Here is a 15,257-nt window from a genome sequence, read left to right on the forward strand (position 1 = left end):
CTAACCAAGTTTAAGAAAGAACCTTTAATTAACTGAAGGTTTATTTTTTTATTCGGAAATTTCGTTGAAATTCGCTATTTCTATTACGCAGACTAGGATATGATAAAGCTATGCAGTTAAGCATTTTGAAGCAGATTAAAAAATTAGAAAAATAATCAGTGAAAGATGATTAATTAAATATTATGTAAATCTTGAAAACGTATTCGTTTTTCTGATATAATACTTGCATTGTCCAAAACTAATTTTACTTTGGGTGAGTTCTATTAGTTTTAAATCGAGAGTTTTAAAAGGGAGTTTTAGTTAATGAGTGCATTAAATCTATTAATTGGTCTTATGCCAATGATTGGATGGGGACTATTCCCAATCTTAACCGGTAAGTTCGGTGGTAAGCCAGTTAATCAAATTTTGGGTACAACCTATGGTACGTTACTGTTTGCCATCGTGGTTGCCTTAGTTCGCCAGACACCAATGTTGTCAGGCAAGGCATTACTATTTAGTTTCTTGTCTGGTGCTTTCTGGTCTATGGGTCAGATTCTTGTATTTTACGCGTTTGCTGAAATGGGCGTTTCTAGAACAATGCCAGTTTCAACCGGCTTTCAATTAGTTGGGGCATCACTTTGGAGCGTTATCGTTCTTGGTGAATGGTCTAAGGGTAGTGCTAAGTTAATTGGATTCTCAGCCATTATTTTAATTATCTTCGGAGTTTGGCTAACAACTTTTAGTGAAAAGAAGTTACCTAAAGAAGACGGCGGTATGAATGCTGTTAAGGGTGTTTTACTAGTTGCTTGTGCCGAAATCGGTTATCTTGGTTATTCAGCCTTTCCACAAGGTGTTAAAGTTAATGCTTTTGAAGCCTTTTTACCTCAAGCATTAGGTATGGCAGTTGTTGCAACAATTTTTGCCGTTGCTACGAAGAGTAATCGTGCTGGTAAGCCATTCCAAACAAAGAGTTCATATACGAATATCATTAGTGGATTCTTCTTTGCCTTTGCTGCATTGACATACTTGATCTCAGCTCGACCATCAGTTAATGGTTTAGCAACTGGTTTCATCCTTTCACAGATGAACGTTGTTATTGCTACACTTGGTGGTATTTATATCTTGCATGAAAAGAAAACTAAAAAGGAAATGGGTTATATCCTAGTCGGTTTAGTTTTAGTTGTTATTGCAGGTAGTGTTACAACTTTACTTTAGAATGAAAGAAAAACACGTTGGAAAATTAATTCCAACGTGTTTTTTGTTATATATCAGAGAGTTTATAATTGGTTTATTTTATTAACTATATAAAATTGGGAGGATATTTTTTATAAGTAGTATTAATGAGAAAATCACATTTTGTAATGTATATCTAAGGAGTATATTTTCGTCAGATGGTTCTTATCTATCTGACGAGTAGAATATAACTCATTTTAATTTAGTAGTTAAATAATATGCTCTTATTATTTGTCGTAATTACGTAACATAGGTGGCGTATAAGTTTTAATAAATTCACCAATTTCTGGTAAAGAATCGCTAAATAGCAAGGTTTGACGCGTCCTTGGTTCCATGAAACCTTTGGCTGTCATTGAGTCAAAGAAACTTGCCAATTCGTCATAATAGTGATTGATATTATAAAAGATACAAGGATTGGTACTATCGCCAACAATCGTCCAGGAGAAGGCTTCAGAGATTTCTTCTAATGTTCCTGGACCACCTGGTAAAGCAATATTAGCGACTGAATCATTTAACATATCTTGCTTGCGCTGTGACATATTAGGTACGATATCCAATTTGGAAAGTGTGTTATGTGAGAGCTCACGGTCAGCTAATTCTTGAGTGATGATACCATGGACAAAGCCATCTCGTTCTAGAACACTATTAGCAACGACACCCATAAGACCAAAACGGCCACCACCATAAGTTAAACCATAATTATTTTCCACGATCCATTGACCCAATTTTTGGGCACCAAGTGTATAAATTTCGTCATTACCTGTGGCCGCACCACAGTAAACTGCAATATTCTTCATAATTTCACTTTCTATATATCAAAATTAGTCTCCCGTTTGAGACGACGATAGTACATTAACGACGGTGTATCGAGTGCATCAAGGGCACGTTGTTGATCAGTACTTAAATCATGTGTACTTAAAGCTAAGAGAATGAAGGTCGTGTAGAGTTTCTTTGGTGAAAGATCTAACTGTGTGACTTCACTATCTTTTTTGAGATCTCGATGAATAGCAGGTACCGTCAATAATGGTGTATTAGCCCCGCGGTTACGACTTAGGAATAGATTATCATTATTCCAATATGAACGATATGGTTCGATGTACGTTTTGTATAAATTTAAAAATTGTTGTTCCTCTTCGTCAAACGAAATCTGATTGAACTTTTTATAAAAATCAGCGGCAAGAGCATCTTTGTAATTGAATCCTTTGGCAATAATCAAGATTAGTAAACGTGTATAAATACTTAAGTCAGCTTGTAAGTAATAATGAAGCTTTAAGAAGACCGCTACGGGAAAATCCGATTGCTTGGGTACAGTTACACTATTGACGTTTAAAGTGGGAATCTCTGGCGTTTTTTTAACACTGAAGAGATATTTGAAATAGACATTGAGGTTACTAATAACTTTATTGATTGTACTAGCTGATAACTGCAAGTTATCAAGCATAAAGTTTTTAAATAAACGGACGTCCATTTCGTGAACATCTTTAATATCCTCAGAAATTTTATAGTCGTTATTGTGTTGAATAGTAAAGTTAAAAAAATCAGTTAGTGAGTTCATATATTCGGTGTGTGCTTTATCTGAAATATGTCTGGTTTTTAAATAGGCTTCAAAGCCAGTTAAGTAAGGAATTTTTACCATGTGACCGCCTCCTTTACTTTTATTATACAGTTTGTCATGCATAGGGTAAAAAAAGAGCTAGGGCAGGCCCTAACTCTTGTGGTTATTTTACATTGATAGTCAGAACGTCGTCACCGGCAGCAACCGCTTTTTCATCGAAAGTGCCCATTTCTTTGACAGCGTCTGAATTAGTAATGATTGCCATAATAGAATTATCTTTACCAGCATCTTTAATTTCTTGAAGATCCATAGTAGCTAATTTTTGACCAGCCTTAACTGTTTCGCCTTCTTTAACGAAGACTTCAAAAGGTTTACCTTTTAATTCAACAGTATCAATACCAAGGTGTAACATGACTTCTAGTCCATGGCTACTTGTGATCATCATTGCATGCTTTGTTGGAAAGACTGTGCCAATGACACCACCAATTGGAGCAACAATCTCATCTGAACTAGGAGTAACTGCAAAACCATCACCCATGAGTTTTTGTGAGAAAACTGGATCACTGACTTTATCTAAGTGAATCAAGTCACCTTTAGCTGGAGCAACGAATTCGTCAACCTTTTTTCTAGAGAACAATCCCATACTTAATCTTCCTCCTTGCAATTCTTAGCAACATACTTCGATGACAAATGATTTCTTTGACGCTAGAAAAGTTTAGATTGAAGTAACTGGAATCTGCCGAAGACATTGTGATACTCCTCAAAGAACGATTTTCAAAACGACCATTGTGAATCAAAACCACGATATAAGATTGCTAATGCGCTTACATTTTATGCGTTAATACAATTATAGATAAATTATCATAATTTGCAAGACCTGTTGGTATGTCTATCATGGAAGCGATTAATAAATGATAATATGTAAAAGTTATTTAGTTAGACTACGGTAAGCAATTGGAGTTTGGTGAAACTGCTTTTTAAAACAGGTGTTAAAGTAGGTATCACTACTGAAACCACAACGAATTGCTATCGTTTTAATCGAGTAATCAGTAGTATTTAGTAGTTCTTGACTATGCTTAAGACGGATCATGGCTAAATACTTAGTTGGACTTTGTTGCGTGATACGTTTGAATGTCCGCTGCAAGTTAGATACGCTACCGTGACAATCACTGGCAATCGTATCAAGCGTTAAGTGTTGTTGAAAGTTATTTGTTAAATATTGTTTAATTTGCTCGACCCACAGTTCATTGGTTAACTTTTGACCAGTAGGCTGACATCTTTTACATGGACGAAAGTTAGCCTCTAAAGCTTCATCAGGAGTTTTAAAAATCACAACGTTAGTTTTTTTAGGAGCTTTGGAGTGACAAGATGGCTGACAGAAAATTTTAGTTGTAGTAACGCCATAGTAAAATGTGCCATCTTTAGTTCGGTCATTAGTTAAAATAGCGTTCCAGCGTGAATCTGTTAAGGGATGTTTCATAAAAGTGTGCCTCGAATTAGAATGCAAGATTTTTAAGTGAAGTTTAGCATATAATAAGGCTACATAAAAGTTGGTGAATAATTATGAAGAAAATTTATTATTATATTTTTAAGATTGAACGGCATACATATTTAATTGGAGCAACAGCTAATGGGTTAGCTTTTGTTGGTTCTAGAGATCAAGGATTAGCCGAGTTGCAACAATTTTACGATTGTCCGTTGATTGAAAATGAAGATAAGGCAGCTCCATATCTTGATCAAATTAAAGAATACCTAGCTGGTCAACGTAAGACCTTTACTTTAAAGACTGATATTACAGGAACAGAGTTTCAAGAATCAGTTTGGAGAGCGCTCTTACAAATACCATATGGTGCGGTAACAGATTATACGTCAATTGCTGAAAAGATTGGGCGTCCGAAAGCTAGTCGTGCGGTAGGGAGTGCTGTGGGGAAGAATCCCCTACTGATGGTTATCCCCTGTCACAGAGTTCTAACAAAGGCTGGTAAACTAGGTGGTTATCGCGGAGGTGTGGCGATGAAAGAAGCACTTTTGACATTAGAGCAAGCATCGTAAGTTAAGGCAGCTACTTTTATAAGTAACTGTTTTTATTTTCTCTAAAATATAATCCAAATAGGATGCGTAATCTTACATATAAGGGATGATAAACTACTGCACAATTTGTTAAGTAATTTGTGATATGCTTTATCTATATTATTTTTAGACAAATGAGGAGTTTTTAGATTGAAATTAGAGGCCATCTTAAAAGAAGAATTTGGTTATGATACTTTTAGACCTGGTCAAAAGGAATTGATCGAAAAAGTTATGGCCGGCGAAAAAGCCATGGGAATTATGCCGACTGGTGGTGGTAAGTCAATTTGTTATCAGTTACCAGCGACTATTTTGCCTGGTGTGACGCTAGTTGTTTCGCCACTGATCTCCTTAATGAAAGACCAAGTCGATAGTTTGAATGAAGTTGGTATTCCAGCAACTTTTCTAAATAGTACGGTTGAATGGCATGACCGTGAGGAACGGATGCGCTATATCGAAAGTGGTGCCGTTAAGCTGTTATTTGTTGCGCCTGAGAAGATTGTTGACGATGAGTTTTACAGTTGGTTGTCGGGACTAGATATTTCACTGATAGCTATTGATGAAGCACACGTGTTGTCGTCATGGGGTCATGACTTTCGGGACAGTTATTTGAAGATGATTGAACCGTTGAAGCAATTATCCGGTGATACAGCTTGGTTGGCGTTGACCGCAACTGCGACTGAGCAAGTTCAAGATGATTTAGCAGGAATTTTAGATGTACCAGCTGATAACATCGTTAAAACGGGCTTTGATCGGGATAACTTAGCGTTAAAGATTGAACGTGGTGTCGATAAGCCGGAGTATGTGTTGAGTTATGTTAAAGCACATATAGATGAATCCGGAATAATTTATGCTGGTCGACGGGAAGATGTCGATAATATTTATAATTTTCTCAAGGAAAACGATGTTAAGGTTGGACGCTATCATGCTGGTTTGAGTGATTCAGAACGTCATCAGCAGCAAGAAGACTTTCTATTTGATCGGATTAATGTGATTGTAGCGACAAATGCGTTTGGAATGGGAATTAATAAGACTAACGTGCGTTATGTGCTGCATTACACGATTCCAGGGACAATTGAGAGCTATTATCAAGAAGTTGGTCGTGCGGGACGTGATGGCCTTCCAGCAGAGGCTATTTTGCTGTATGCACCAGCAGACTTACGACTGCATCAGTTCTTTATTGATAAATCATTAGGGGATGACCAGTATAAACTTAGTTTGAAGAATAAACTCTTTGAAATGAGTCGTTATGCTGAAACTGAAACCTGTTTGATGAAGTTTATTTTAGATTACTTTGGTGAACAAAATACGGACGTTTGCGGTCGCTGTTCCAATTGTCTCGATGATCGTGAAGTCGTTGATGTGACGTCAGATGCTCAAAAGGTCCTCAGTTGCGTGGTACGTATGGGACAACGTTACGGTAAGAAGGTTACAACCCGTGTCCTAGTAGGAAAAGAAGATGTTGCTAATGATTGGCGGCACTTTGAAAAATTAACTACTTTTGGCATATTCAAGGATAAGACATTGAAGGAAACAAGTCGTTTGATTGAATTTTTATCTGCTAATGGCTTTCTCGGTAGTAGTGGAGGAGAATATCCAACTTTGATTTTGTCAAAGAAGGGTGCAGACGTATTAAAGGGTAAAATCAACGTTGCTAAAAGACGTGATCTTAATCGTGTTACACCTAGTAAGTCAATGGTTGCAGATGGCAGTTTCGATGTTGATTTGTTCGAGAAACTGCGCAGTTTACGTCTCGAGTTTGCTCGCAAGCAAGCTTTGCCACCATTTATGATTTTCTCAGATAAAACGTTGAAGGACATGTGTGTTCGAATTCCTACCAATAGTCAGGAATTTTTGGCTGTTAGTGGGGTAGGTAAAATGAAGCTTGAACAATATGGGGAGAGCTTTATCAAGACCATTAAGGATTATCAAACTGATCAAAAGAGTAACAATGAAGTAGTCAGTTAAATAGCTGACTACTTTTTTACTGTTATTTGCCTAATTTGTGTAAAAACAGAGTAGAGTATAAAAAGACTGATATATCGGTATTTAACACGATGATATTTAACAAAGGGAAGTCAAAACCCGGGGATTTTGATCAAAATTGGGGTTAGGTGAGTGCTGAGAGACGGATTCTATGATAATTAGATGATGAGTTCATGGACTTATTTAACGAAATAGCTCAATAAATGAGTATGCCTTGTTTGAATTATTGAATATTTTTGTGTGAAAATATATTTTAAAGAAAATGTTTTACGAAAACATGAATAAAAAAACAAAAACCCAAAAACAAACCGTCAAATCGACGCAACAGCAAGGAGAAAGAGTAAAGTTAAATATGATTCAACAAAAGCAGGGGTTAAAGAGGGGGTCAATCAATGAAAAAGGTGGCAATAATTTCGGATATTCACGGTAACTACACTGCCTTTCGCAGTGTTATTGCAGATGCCGAAGCTCAAAACGTTTCCGAATATTGGTTTCTTGGAGACCTATTAATGCCAGGACCCGGAACCAACTCTATAATGAAGTTATTGAATTCAATCAATACTACCCAAATGATTCGAGGCAATTGGGACAATTTCCTATTTGAAGACCTCGTTTCGATTGGTAAAGCCTACATTGATGAGCCACAAACACCCTATATTGTCGAGCTAGTCAAGTATGTCTACAATCACCTTGATAATAAGTACCTGGAGCAAGTCAAATCATGGCCTATCACTTCAAATACGTCGATCAATGGCTTAAAAATCCTTTTAGCACACAATTATCCTGCTAAAAACTATGGTCATGAGCTGTTACCATATGAGAAACAGCAAAGTTTCGATAAATTATTGTTTGATAAACCTTATGATATAGCCATTTATGGCCATACACATCATCAATTATTCAGAACTAGCAGCCAAGATCAATTAATCATAAATCCTGGTTCAATTGGTCAGCCATATACGGCTTGGTCTAAATTCAGCTCAGACAGACGCGCTCAGTACACGATTATAACTTTTGATGATACTGGTTATGGTGGAATCGACTTTCGCAAAGTCTCATACTCAATTAAAGATGAGTTAAACTTCGCGGCTGCAAATGATTTACCATTCATTGAATTGTATGAACGAATTTTTTCTGACGGCAAAGCATTTACACATAATGACGAAGCATTGAATGAGATTATTAACAAATATGATTATCGGACAGATACTTTAAATTACTTAAAAAAAATAGCCCTCTTTGGTAAAAATATTTAACTTCTTATAATATGTATTATGTAACCTTAAATGGATAATTTGAAATTCTATCCATTCCCCTCAATACTATTTTCAATTAAAGCTGTCTCTTCTATCTTTTTGATTAATGGATAGTTTTAAATTATGATGGTAAATTATGTTTCAACGATAAGTTGGTCATCTATTAAAGAACTCGTTCATAGAACGCGTCTGTCAGCATTAAGAAATCAGACGTATTGCTGACGACTCAGATTCGGTGTCATTTAAATTTAATTGGACAAGTGATTATCAATATTCAAACTGTTTAGTCTTATATGATCAGTCATTATACTTTGACTAATGAAATCAGTCATTATACTTTGACTAATGAAATCAGTAATAATACTGCTGACCAAATTAAAATGCCTATCCAGATTGTCAATAATAATGACCCAAATCCCATAAACAAACTAATAATAGCTAAAATAAGAATAAGTTTTCTAATTGATGCAACAATTTGATAGTTAAAAAACATAGAAATGAACATTCCAATGTAGAAAATGATTTCAAAGAATATATGAGCAATTCCAGATAACAAACTATTTCTATTGATATGCTTAGCTGTTTTGCCAGTCATTGAATAGGTTTCCTTATAGTTATTTAGTTACTTAAGTTTAGCAATGCACCCTATTATTTGCATTTAATTTTCCTGACTTATTTGTAAATTTTTCTTTACAAAAGAAAAAATCATAAGGTAAACTTTCAACAAGACTATGTTACCAAGATCCAAGTTCACAATTATATCTTTAAAGAGATTCAGGAGGATTCAATTTTTGATAAGACACATTTTTTCAGACATGGATGGTACGTTATTAAGTAGCAATGGCCATGTCAGCAACCACAACGTTAATACGATTAAAGATAGCCAAATTCCCTTCACCCTTGTTTCTGCTCGTGCACCAATGGAAATGGCGGAAACAATTGATAAATTAAGTTTGAAAGATCCCCAGATTGCTTTTAATGGCGGCTTGATTTTCAAAAAAACGGCTAATGAGTTACAAGTGCTACGTGATGATCCATTAGCACTTGAAGATATTAAATCGATCATTCAACAAGTTAAGACAAATTTTCCGTCAGTCAGTTGCAGTTGCTACGATGTTGATCACTAGTACTCCGATAAAAATGATGCGGGTATTAAATATGAGGCTGCTTTGACTGAGCAAAAAATTCAAATTATCGACTATGATACGTTGTTCAGTCACGATAAAAATTTTTATAAGATTATGCTGATTACATTTGATAATGATGAAATGGAACAGTTGAATACTTTCCTATTGAATCTTCAGAATCCTAATATCAGTATTAAACGTTCTGGCAAAGAATACTTGGAAATTACTAGCAAGAAGGCCCAAAAGTCTAAGGGAATTAGATATATTCAAGCCCTTGAGGACTTGTTGAGAAATGAAATGGCAGCCTTTGGTGATGGCCACAATGATTTACCAATGTTAACTTCTGTTGGTACACCAATTGTAATGGATAATGCTTTAGCTGAGATTAAGCAGCATGGAAAGTTCATTACTAAAACTAACGATGCTGACGGTGTTGCGTATGGAATAAAAAACTATCTTAAAAAATAAATAAAAGCCATCAAACTTGGATTTTTACCCAAACTTGATGGCTTATTTTAATGTGATTAGTTTTTCATAGTTCGGCGTTGAACTAATTTTACTAATTCAACAATCACAATCATTAGGATACCTGCTCCTAAGACGGTTAACCATTGAACTAGGTTTAACTCTGAAACGTGGAACAAACGGTTGAATCCGGGAACCATGATTGTTGCAGCAACCATAATGAATGATGCAGCAACACCAATATTAAACATTTTGTTCTTGAATGGGTGAATCTTGAAAATTGATTGATAGGTTGATTTAACGTTAAACGCATGGAACAACTGAATCAATGCCAAGGTTGCATATGCCATAGTTAAAGCATCAGCGTGCATAGCCGCATTTCCAGAATGGACTGGGAACATCAAAGCAATTGCATAAACACCTAGTGTAATAACACCTTCTAAGATACCTTGGTAAATAATAGCTGAACCAATACCACCACTGAGAAAACTTGATTTACGACCGCGTGGTTTACGTTTCATAATATCAGGTTCAGTTGGTTCGACTCCTAAAGCGATTGCGGGGAACGTATCGGTTGCTAAGTTGATCCAGAGCAATTGAACTGGTAACAGAATATCCCAACCTAAGAGTGTCATCATAAATAAGGTTAAAACTTCACCTAAATTAGCTGATAATAAGTATTGGATTGATTTTTGAATATTTGAGAAAACCTTTCGACCTTCTTCAACAGCGACAATAATTGTTGCAAAGTTATCATCAGCAAGTACCATATCGGAAGCACCTTTTGATACTTCGGTACCGGTAATACCCATACCAATACCGATATCAGCTGACTTCAAGGCTGGGGCATCATTGACACCATCACCCGTCATTGCTACAACTTTCCCCTTCTTCTGCCAAGCATTGACAATTCTTACTTTATGTTCAGGCGAAACACGAGCGTAGACCGAATAGTTCTTAACCTTTTTGGCAAATTCTTGATCACTCATTTGGTCTAACTGGGCACCTGTAATAACAGCTGCATCATCACCTGGTTTAATGATACCAAGACGAGCAGCAATTGCTTCAGCAGTATCTTGATGGTCACCAGTAATCATTAATGGACGAATACCAGCATTCTTTGCATCGGACACGGCTTTAGCAGCTTCAGGACGTTCAGGGTCAATCATACCGATTAAACCGGCAAAGATTAAGTCGTGTTCAATTGTATCGGAATTAACTTCTGTTGGTAAAGTATCAATTATTTTATATCCCATAGCCAAGACACGTAATGCTTGCGTAGCCATGGCTTTATTTTGTGTGAGAATCGCTGTCTTGTCGTCATCAGTGAATGTTCGAACTTCCTCAGGTGTAGCTTGAATCTGAGTGATTCGTTGCAACAGCATATCTGGAGCACCTTTAACAGCAATGAAAAGTTTACCATTCGGTAATTGATGAATCGTTGACATGAGTTTTCTTTCAGAATCAAATGGTACTTCTGCAATTCGAGGTTCTTTTTTGAGTTCATCAGCGATTTGATAGTTGTGATCAAATCCAAATTGAATCAAAGCAGTTTCTGTTGGATCACCCACTAAATTACCGTCGGCTTGAATCTTTGTATCATTGCTGAATGTCATAACTTGTAAAACTTTGTCCGCCCCAGATATCTTGGCATCAGCGTTTTGCAAATGACCGTATTGGTAAACTTTTTCGACAGTCATTTTGTTTTGGGTTAATGTACCTGTTTTATCAGATGCAACAATATCAGTACTACCAAGCGTTTCGACGGCTGGTAATTTACGAACTAATGCTTTACGCTTAGCCATTCTTGTTGTACCTAAAGCTAAAATAATTGTAACGATTGCTGGTAAACCTTCAGGAATAGCAGCAACAGCTAATGAAATAGCAGCTAATAACATATCGATGACTAGCTCATTCATTGGTAGCTCTGAAGGATTGTTGAAAATACCAACTCCAAAAATTACGGCAGCGATAATTAAAATTAACCAGGTTAAAGTTTTACCTAAAGTATTCAAATTATCTTGTAATGGTGTACTGCTGTCTTCGGCACGATTGATCATACCAGCAATGTGACCAACTTCTGTCTGCATACCAGTACCCACAACAACGCCAACACCACGACCATAAGTAACGTTACTATTCATGTAGGCCATGTTTTTACGATCACCTAAAGCAATATCCTCATCAGGCAAAACCGTAATATCTTTTTCGACTGGAACGGATTCGCCAGTCAAAGCTGATTCTTCAATCTTCATTGAAGCTGAATCAAGTAATCGAATATCGGCGGGAACAATATCCCCAGCTTCTAAGAGCACAATATCTCCGGGGACCAGTTGTTCGCTACTAACAGCTTCTAATTGATTAGAACGCTTAACATGTGCCTCTGGGGTCGACATTTCCTTTAAAGCGTCTATGGCTTCTTCTGCTTTGGACTCTTGGAAAACACCGAAAACTGCATTGATGATTACAACGGCTAAAATCAGTGCAGCGTCAGCCCATTCCTTGGCGACCACTCCAGAAATAAAGGCAGCAACTAGTAAGACAATGATCATAAAATCTTTAAATTGGTTAAAAAATTTTTGAATCAAAGTCTGCTTTTTACCTTGGGCTAGGGCGTTAGGACCATATTCTTCTAAACGTTGTTTAACTTCAGACTCGCTTAAGCCCTCTTCACTAGTTTTGAACGTTTTTAATAAGGCATCTTTGGCGATGGCATAATAACGGGTCGTACTGTTTTGTTGTTTCAAAATAATCCTCCTCGTATTCGCTAAGGGATAAAAAAAGACTTGCACGCTAAATAGCGTACAAGTCTCACTAATTAAGACAAAACCAGACCGAAGTCTTGCTGACGATTTTGTCACAGGTAACTTTGATTCTGCCAGTTACTCCCTTGTGTTGAAATTAGTATAAATGATATCTGGAGATAAAGCAATCGATTTCATTGGTTAATTTTCAATCGTTTGTTTCTAATTAGAATGAAGATTAAAGCAATTGAAAAGATAAATTCTATCGTAATAATAAATAGAGGGAAAATACTAATTTCGATTGGCTGATTCGTTGATACTTTCATTAACATTTTTAATAAGACACCGGTATATATGAAATTAGATACCTTTTCAAAAAAGCCATTTGATGCTCCAATTTGTGGTATTAGAATTAAAAATAAAATTGCGTAAACAATAATGTATGATGTATCAGATATTTTTTTCGATGAGATACCAATTAACAGTCCAATTATCAGGCTCATTATAGTCAAAATCGTTGTTATTATCATATATAAAATATATGAAATCAATTTCATCTGAACTCCACTTAACAGAGGTAAAGCCATATTTATTCCCATTATTATTAGAAAAACTGGTATTAAAGTTGCAAACAAATATCCAGTATGATTATTTGAATTGGCAACTGAAGCTTTTAATCGATTCTTTTCTTTTTCTTGAGCGATGGGAATGCTTATCATCATTATAGTGGACATGATTGAATTGAAGAAAACTGTCATTATTAAAATAAATTGCCCTTTTTGCCCATTGAATGCTGCATTAGATAAAGTAACTTGAAGTACGACACTAAAAACAACTGCGATTATTGAACCTGTACCCAAGTAGAAATTTTTGAATATTACTCCAAATTTTAGACGCAATAAATTTCTAAATTTATCAATATTCATAGTAAGATCTTCTTTCCCTTCAAATAAATGATTTAAAATGCTAAATCAATTTTCACGAAGAACTTACCATAATAAAAAAATATTAAATTGAAATAATTGAGAATTTACAGTCTTTTTACATTACAGTTCAACTTTACAATAATTTTATAAAGACATTTAAGCTAATAAATCCCTATCTTAAATTTTGTTCCAGTCAATACCATTAGTGAGGTCAATTTCACCGGACTTGTCTTGCATTGCCTTATGAACTTTATTTAAGGTACCATCATTCATTAAGTAAAGTGTTTCCGGAATTGCTCTATATTCTTTGACACTCATGATTACAGCTTGTGATGAACCCAATGAATCGAGTATTTCCATTGAAGTGTCTGTTTGATTAACGACTTTGATAATTTCGAGCAAGTTTTGTTGAGCATACTTCATTGATATTTGCTTAATCATAGTACTCCTTTATGCAAAATCCAAAATGTCAAAAAGATATTGCTGTAAATTCTTGTGCTTGATTTCAAATGAAATTATACTACCTTTAATCCATTCATATTCGCAGTTCGCTACTTCAAAAATTATTTTAGAAGATGATTAAAATGAGTAAGAAAGTAGATTTTCTATTCAGAATGTTACTTCTGATTATGTTAATAATGGAATTGTATTTTATTTTTGTATCAGGAAAATACTCACTAGCTTTTAATGCAATGATTCTGGTTTTGATCATTGCATACAATTACATTAAAAAGGAAAATCATAAAAATGAATTTTAAATATTGAATCAAAAAATGAGATAATACTGAATTTTTGTGGTATTATCTCATTTTTTTTGCCTAATTTCAGATTTTGATGAAGGACTGATGTCGGTTCACCCTATTTTTTCAATTTACTCTTAATAAGTTCATTCATTCCATCATTCATTTTTTTATCATCTTGCTCATTCCAATCATTCTCGGAGAATCCACTTGATTTTTCATCTGATCCACCACCAAAAGACTTTGTTTCGGGTATTCTTCGATATAGTCCGTCATCATCTTGGAAAAAGGTAGACTTATTTACAAAGTTTATGTCCCAAAACTCTCCAGGAATATTATTTGCTCCTTTAGGTGATTTAGAAATAATCATTGTAATCTTTTCTCCAGCCTTTGGTAAACGATTGTTACTATACTCAATCGTAACTACCTCATCAGAAGAAGCTTCTGCTTTTGATACACCCATAAATTTCTTATCTGCTACTGGAGCTAACATTTCTTTCTTGGTGATATTTCCGCCTAAAAACATTACGCGAATAGTCTTATTTTGTTTAGATTTATCCCCATGTAGAACCTGCCTCACGCCCACATTTGCAATTGTATACGGTTGACTGTTTGAAACATAGCTCTTTAAATCTGTTATTTCACCAATTATAGTTAACTGTCCAGAAGCAACCAACTTAGAAAAAGTAGACGGATATTTTACAAAAGACATTTCTGCTCCTGCCTGAACTTTTTCATGACTATAAAATTTACGATTAATTTGTTCAGCGGTTTTCTTATCAATAAATTTTTTTGGCAACTTCTGCTTCTGTTTTGATATCACATGCTCATTGGTGATTTTTTTTGATCTGATATTACCATAGTATGTTGTAAAACCTGCAAACAATATTAGTGCAATAATACTGCTTACCATTAATCCCTTTTTCAATTTTCTGCTCCTTTTAATATGGATATTAATTTCTGACAAACGATTTGAGAGTATAAATCATCTTTGATTGTTCTTGAATCTTAGTCTACTTAAAAAGAACAAATATTAAATTGAAATAATTAAGAATTTACAATCTTTTTACATTACGCCATATCTTTACAATAGATTTATAAACATTAGATTTATATTTGGTCAAAAAAATTTATTCAGTAAAAGAAGTATTATCTTTTAAAATTAGTGGCTTAAAATTC

General features: G+C 35.1%; 13 protein-coding genes and 1 pseudogene. 5 read left to right on the forward strand and 9 right to left on the reverse strand.

Features of this window, described 5'->3' with window-relative positions:
* Nucleotides 1–303: 303 nt before the first annotated feature.
* Nucleotides 304–1,194, forward strand: coding sequence for a ribose/proton symporter RbsU (gene rbsU, locus FD31_RS00005; protein WP_057890713.1), 891 nt, complete (start codon nt 304–306; stop codon nt 1,192–1,194).
* Between the two features lie 245 nt (nt 1,195–1,439).
* Here the strand turns inward: rbsU and FD31_RS00010 are convergent, their stop codons facing one another.
* The 4 genes from FD31_RS00010 to FD31_RS00025 all read right to left on the reverse strand — a co-directional run bounded on the left by FD31_RS00010 (nt 1,440) and on the right by FD31_RS00025 (nt 4,247).
* Nucleotides 1,440–2,009: an LOG family protein gene (locus tag FD31_RS00010; RefSeq protein WP_057890714.1), complete on the reverse strand. Its 570-nt coding sequence runs from the start codon at nt 2,007–2,009 to the stop codon at nt 1,440–1,442.
* Between the two features lie 11 nt (nt 2,010–2,020).
* Complete coding sequence (locus tag FD31_RS00015) at nt 2,021–2,848, reverse strand: phage integrase N-terminal SAM-like domain-containing protein (protein ID WP_057890715.1); 828 nt, start codon at nt 2,846–2,848, stop codon at nt 2,021–2,023.
* Between the two features lie 82 nt (nt 2,849–2,930).
* Nucleotides 2,931–3,410 (reverse strand): PTS sugar transporter subunit IIA, encoded by a 480-nt coding sequence (locus FD31_RS00020; protein ID WP_057890716.1) that lies wholly within the window; start codon nt 3,408–3,410, stop codon nt 2,931–2,933.
* Between the two features lie 285 nt (nt 3,411–3,695).
* Nucleotides 3,696–4,247 carry a bifunctional transcriptional activator/DNA repair enzyme AdaA gene (locus tag FD31_RS00025; protein WP_057890717.1) on the reverse strand — a complete coding sequence of 184 codons (552 nt, stop codon included), beginning with the start codon at nt 4,245–4,247 and terminating at the stop codon, nt 3,696–3,698.
* A gap of 80 nt (nt 4,248–4,327) precedes the next feature.
* Here FD31_RS00025 and FD31_RS00030 point away from each other — a divergent pair, with 80 nt between their 5' ends.
* The 3 genes from FD31_RS00030 to FD31_RS00040 all read left to right on the forward strand — a co-directional run bounded on the left by FD31_RS00030 (nt 4,328) and on the right by FD31_RS00040 (nt 8,076).
* Nucleotides 4,328–4,819, forward strand: coding sequence for a methylated-DNA--[protein]-cysteine S-methyltransferase (locus FD31_RS00030; protein ID WP_057890718.1), 492 nt, complete (start codon nt 4,328–4,330; stop codon nt 4,817–4,819).
* 168 nt (nt 4,820–4,987) lie between these two features.
* A complete protein-coding gene (gene recQ / locus FD31_RS00035) occupies nt 4,988–6,802 on the forward strand; it encodes a DNA helicase RecQ (protein ID WP_057890719.1) in 1,815 nt (604 codons plus the stop codon).
* 410 nt (nt 6,803–7,212) lie between these two features.
* Nucleotides 7,213–8,076 (forward strand): metallophosphoesterase family protein, encoded by an 864-nt coding sequence (locus FD31_RS00040; RefSeq protein ID WP_057890720.1) that lies wholly within the window; start codon nt 7,213–7,215, stop codon nt 8,074–8,076.
* Between the two features lie 331 nt (nt 8,077–8,407).
* Here FD31_RS00040 and FD31_RS00045 read toward each other — a convergent pair whose 3' ends face one another.
* On the reverse strand, nt 8,408–8,671 hold the full coding sequence (locus tag FD31_RS00045; protein ID WP_057890721.1) for a hypothetical protein: 264 nt from the start codon (nt 8,669–8,671) through the stop codon (nt 8,408–8,410).
* 220 nt (nt 8,672–8,891) lie between these two features.
* Here FD31_RS00045 and FD31_RS00050 point away from each other — a divergent pair.
* Nucleotides 8,892–9,671, forward strand: a pseudogene (locus FD31_RS00050) (HAD family hydrolase).
* A 56-nt stretch (nt 9,672–9,727) separates the two neighbouring features.
* Here the strand turns inward: FD31_RS00050 and FD31_RS00055 are convergent.
* The 4 genes from FD31_RS00055 to FD31_RS00070 form a co-directional block, all read right to left on the reverse strand.
* Nucleotides 9,728–12,415, reverse strand: a complete 2,688-nt coding sequence (locus tag FD31_RS00055) for a cation-translocating P-type ATPase (RefSeq protein WP_057890722.1) — start codon at nt 12,413–12,415, stop codon at nt 9,728–9,730.
* Nucleotides 12,416–12,606: 191 nt separating this feature from the next.
* Nucleotides 12,607–13,338, reverse strand: coding sequence for a hypothetical protein (locus FD31_RS00060; protein WP_057890723.1), 732 nt, complete (start codon nt 13,336–13,338; stop codon nt 12,607–12,609).
* A gap of 177 nt (nt 13,339–13,515) precedes the next feature.
* A complete protein-coding gene (locus FD31_RS00065; protein ID WP_057890724.1) occupies nt 13,516–13,779 on the reverse strand; it encodes a type II toxin-antitoxin system Phd/YefM family antitoxin in 264 nt (87 codons plus the stop codon).
* Between the two features lie 417 nt (nt 13,780–14,196).
* Nucleotides 14,197–15,006 (reverse strand): hypothetical protein, encoded by an 810-nt coding sequence (locus FD31_RS00070; protein ID WP_057890725.1) that lies wholly within the window; start codon nt 15,004–15,006, stop codon nt 14,197–14,199.
* Nucleotides 15,007–15,257 lie beyond the last annotated feature (251 nt).

This window comes from Companilactobacillus nantensis DSM 16982 (assembly GCF_001435815.1).
Classification (GTDB): Bacteria; Bacillota; Bacilli; order Lactobacillales; family Lactobacillaceae; genus Companilactobacillus; species Companilactobacillus nantensis.

Coding starts and splice junctions, on each gene's coding strand:
- rbsU (WP_057890713.1), top strand. CDS start 304: ATGAGTGCATTAAATCTATTAATTGGTCTTATGCCAATGATTGGATGG.
- FD31_RS00010 (WP_057890714.1), bottom strand. CDS start 2,009: ATGAAGAATATTGCAGTTTACTGTGGTGCGGCCACAGGTAATGACGAA.
- FD31_RS00015 (WP_057890715.1), bottom strand. CDS start 2,848: ATGGTAAAAATTCCTTACTTAACTGGCTTTGAAGCCTATTTAAAAACC.
- FD31_RS00020 (WP_057890716.1), bottom strand. CDS start 3,410: ATGGGATTGTTCTCTAGAAAAAAGGTTGACGAATTCGTTGCTCCAGCT.
- FD31_RS00025 (WP_057890717.1), bottom strand. CDS start 4,247: ATGAAACATCCCTTAACAGATTCACGCTGGAACGCTATTTTAACTAAT.
- FD31_RS00040 (WP_057890720.1), top strand. CDS start 7,213: ATGAAAAAGGTGGCAATAATTTCGGATATTCACGGTAACTACACTGCC.
- FD31_RS00045 (WP_057890721.1), bottom strand. CDS start 8,671: ATGACTGGCAAAACAGCTAAGCATATCAATAGAAATAGTTTGTTATCT.
- FD31_RS00060 (WP_057890723.1), bottom strand. CDS start 13,338: ATGAATATTGATAAATTTAGAAATTTATTGCGTCTAAAATTTGGAGTA.
- FD31_RS00065 (WP_057890724.1), bottom strand. CDS start 13,779: ATGATTAAGCAAATATCAATGAAGTATGCTCAACAAAACTTGCTCGAA.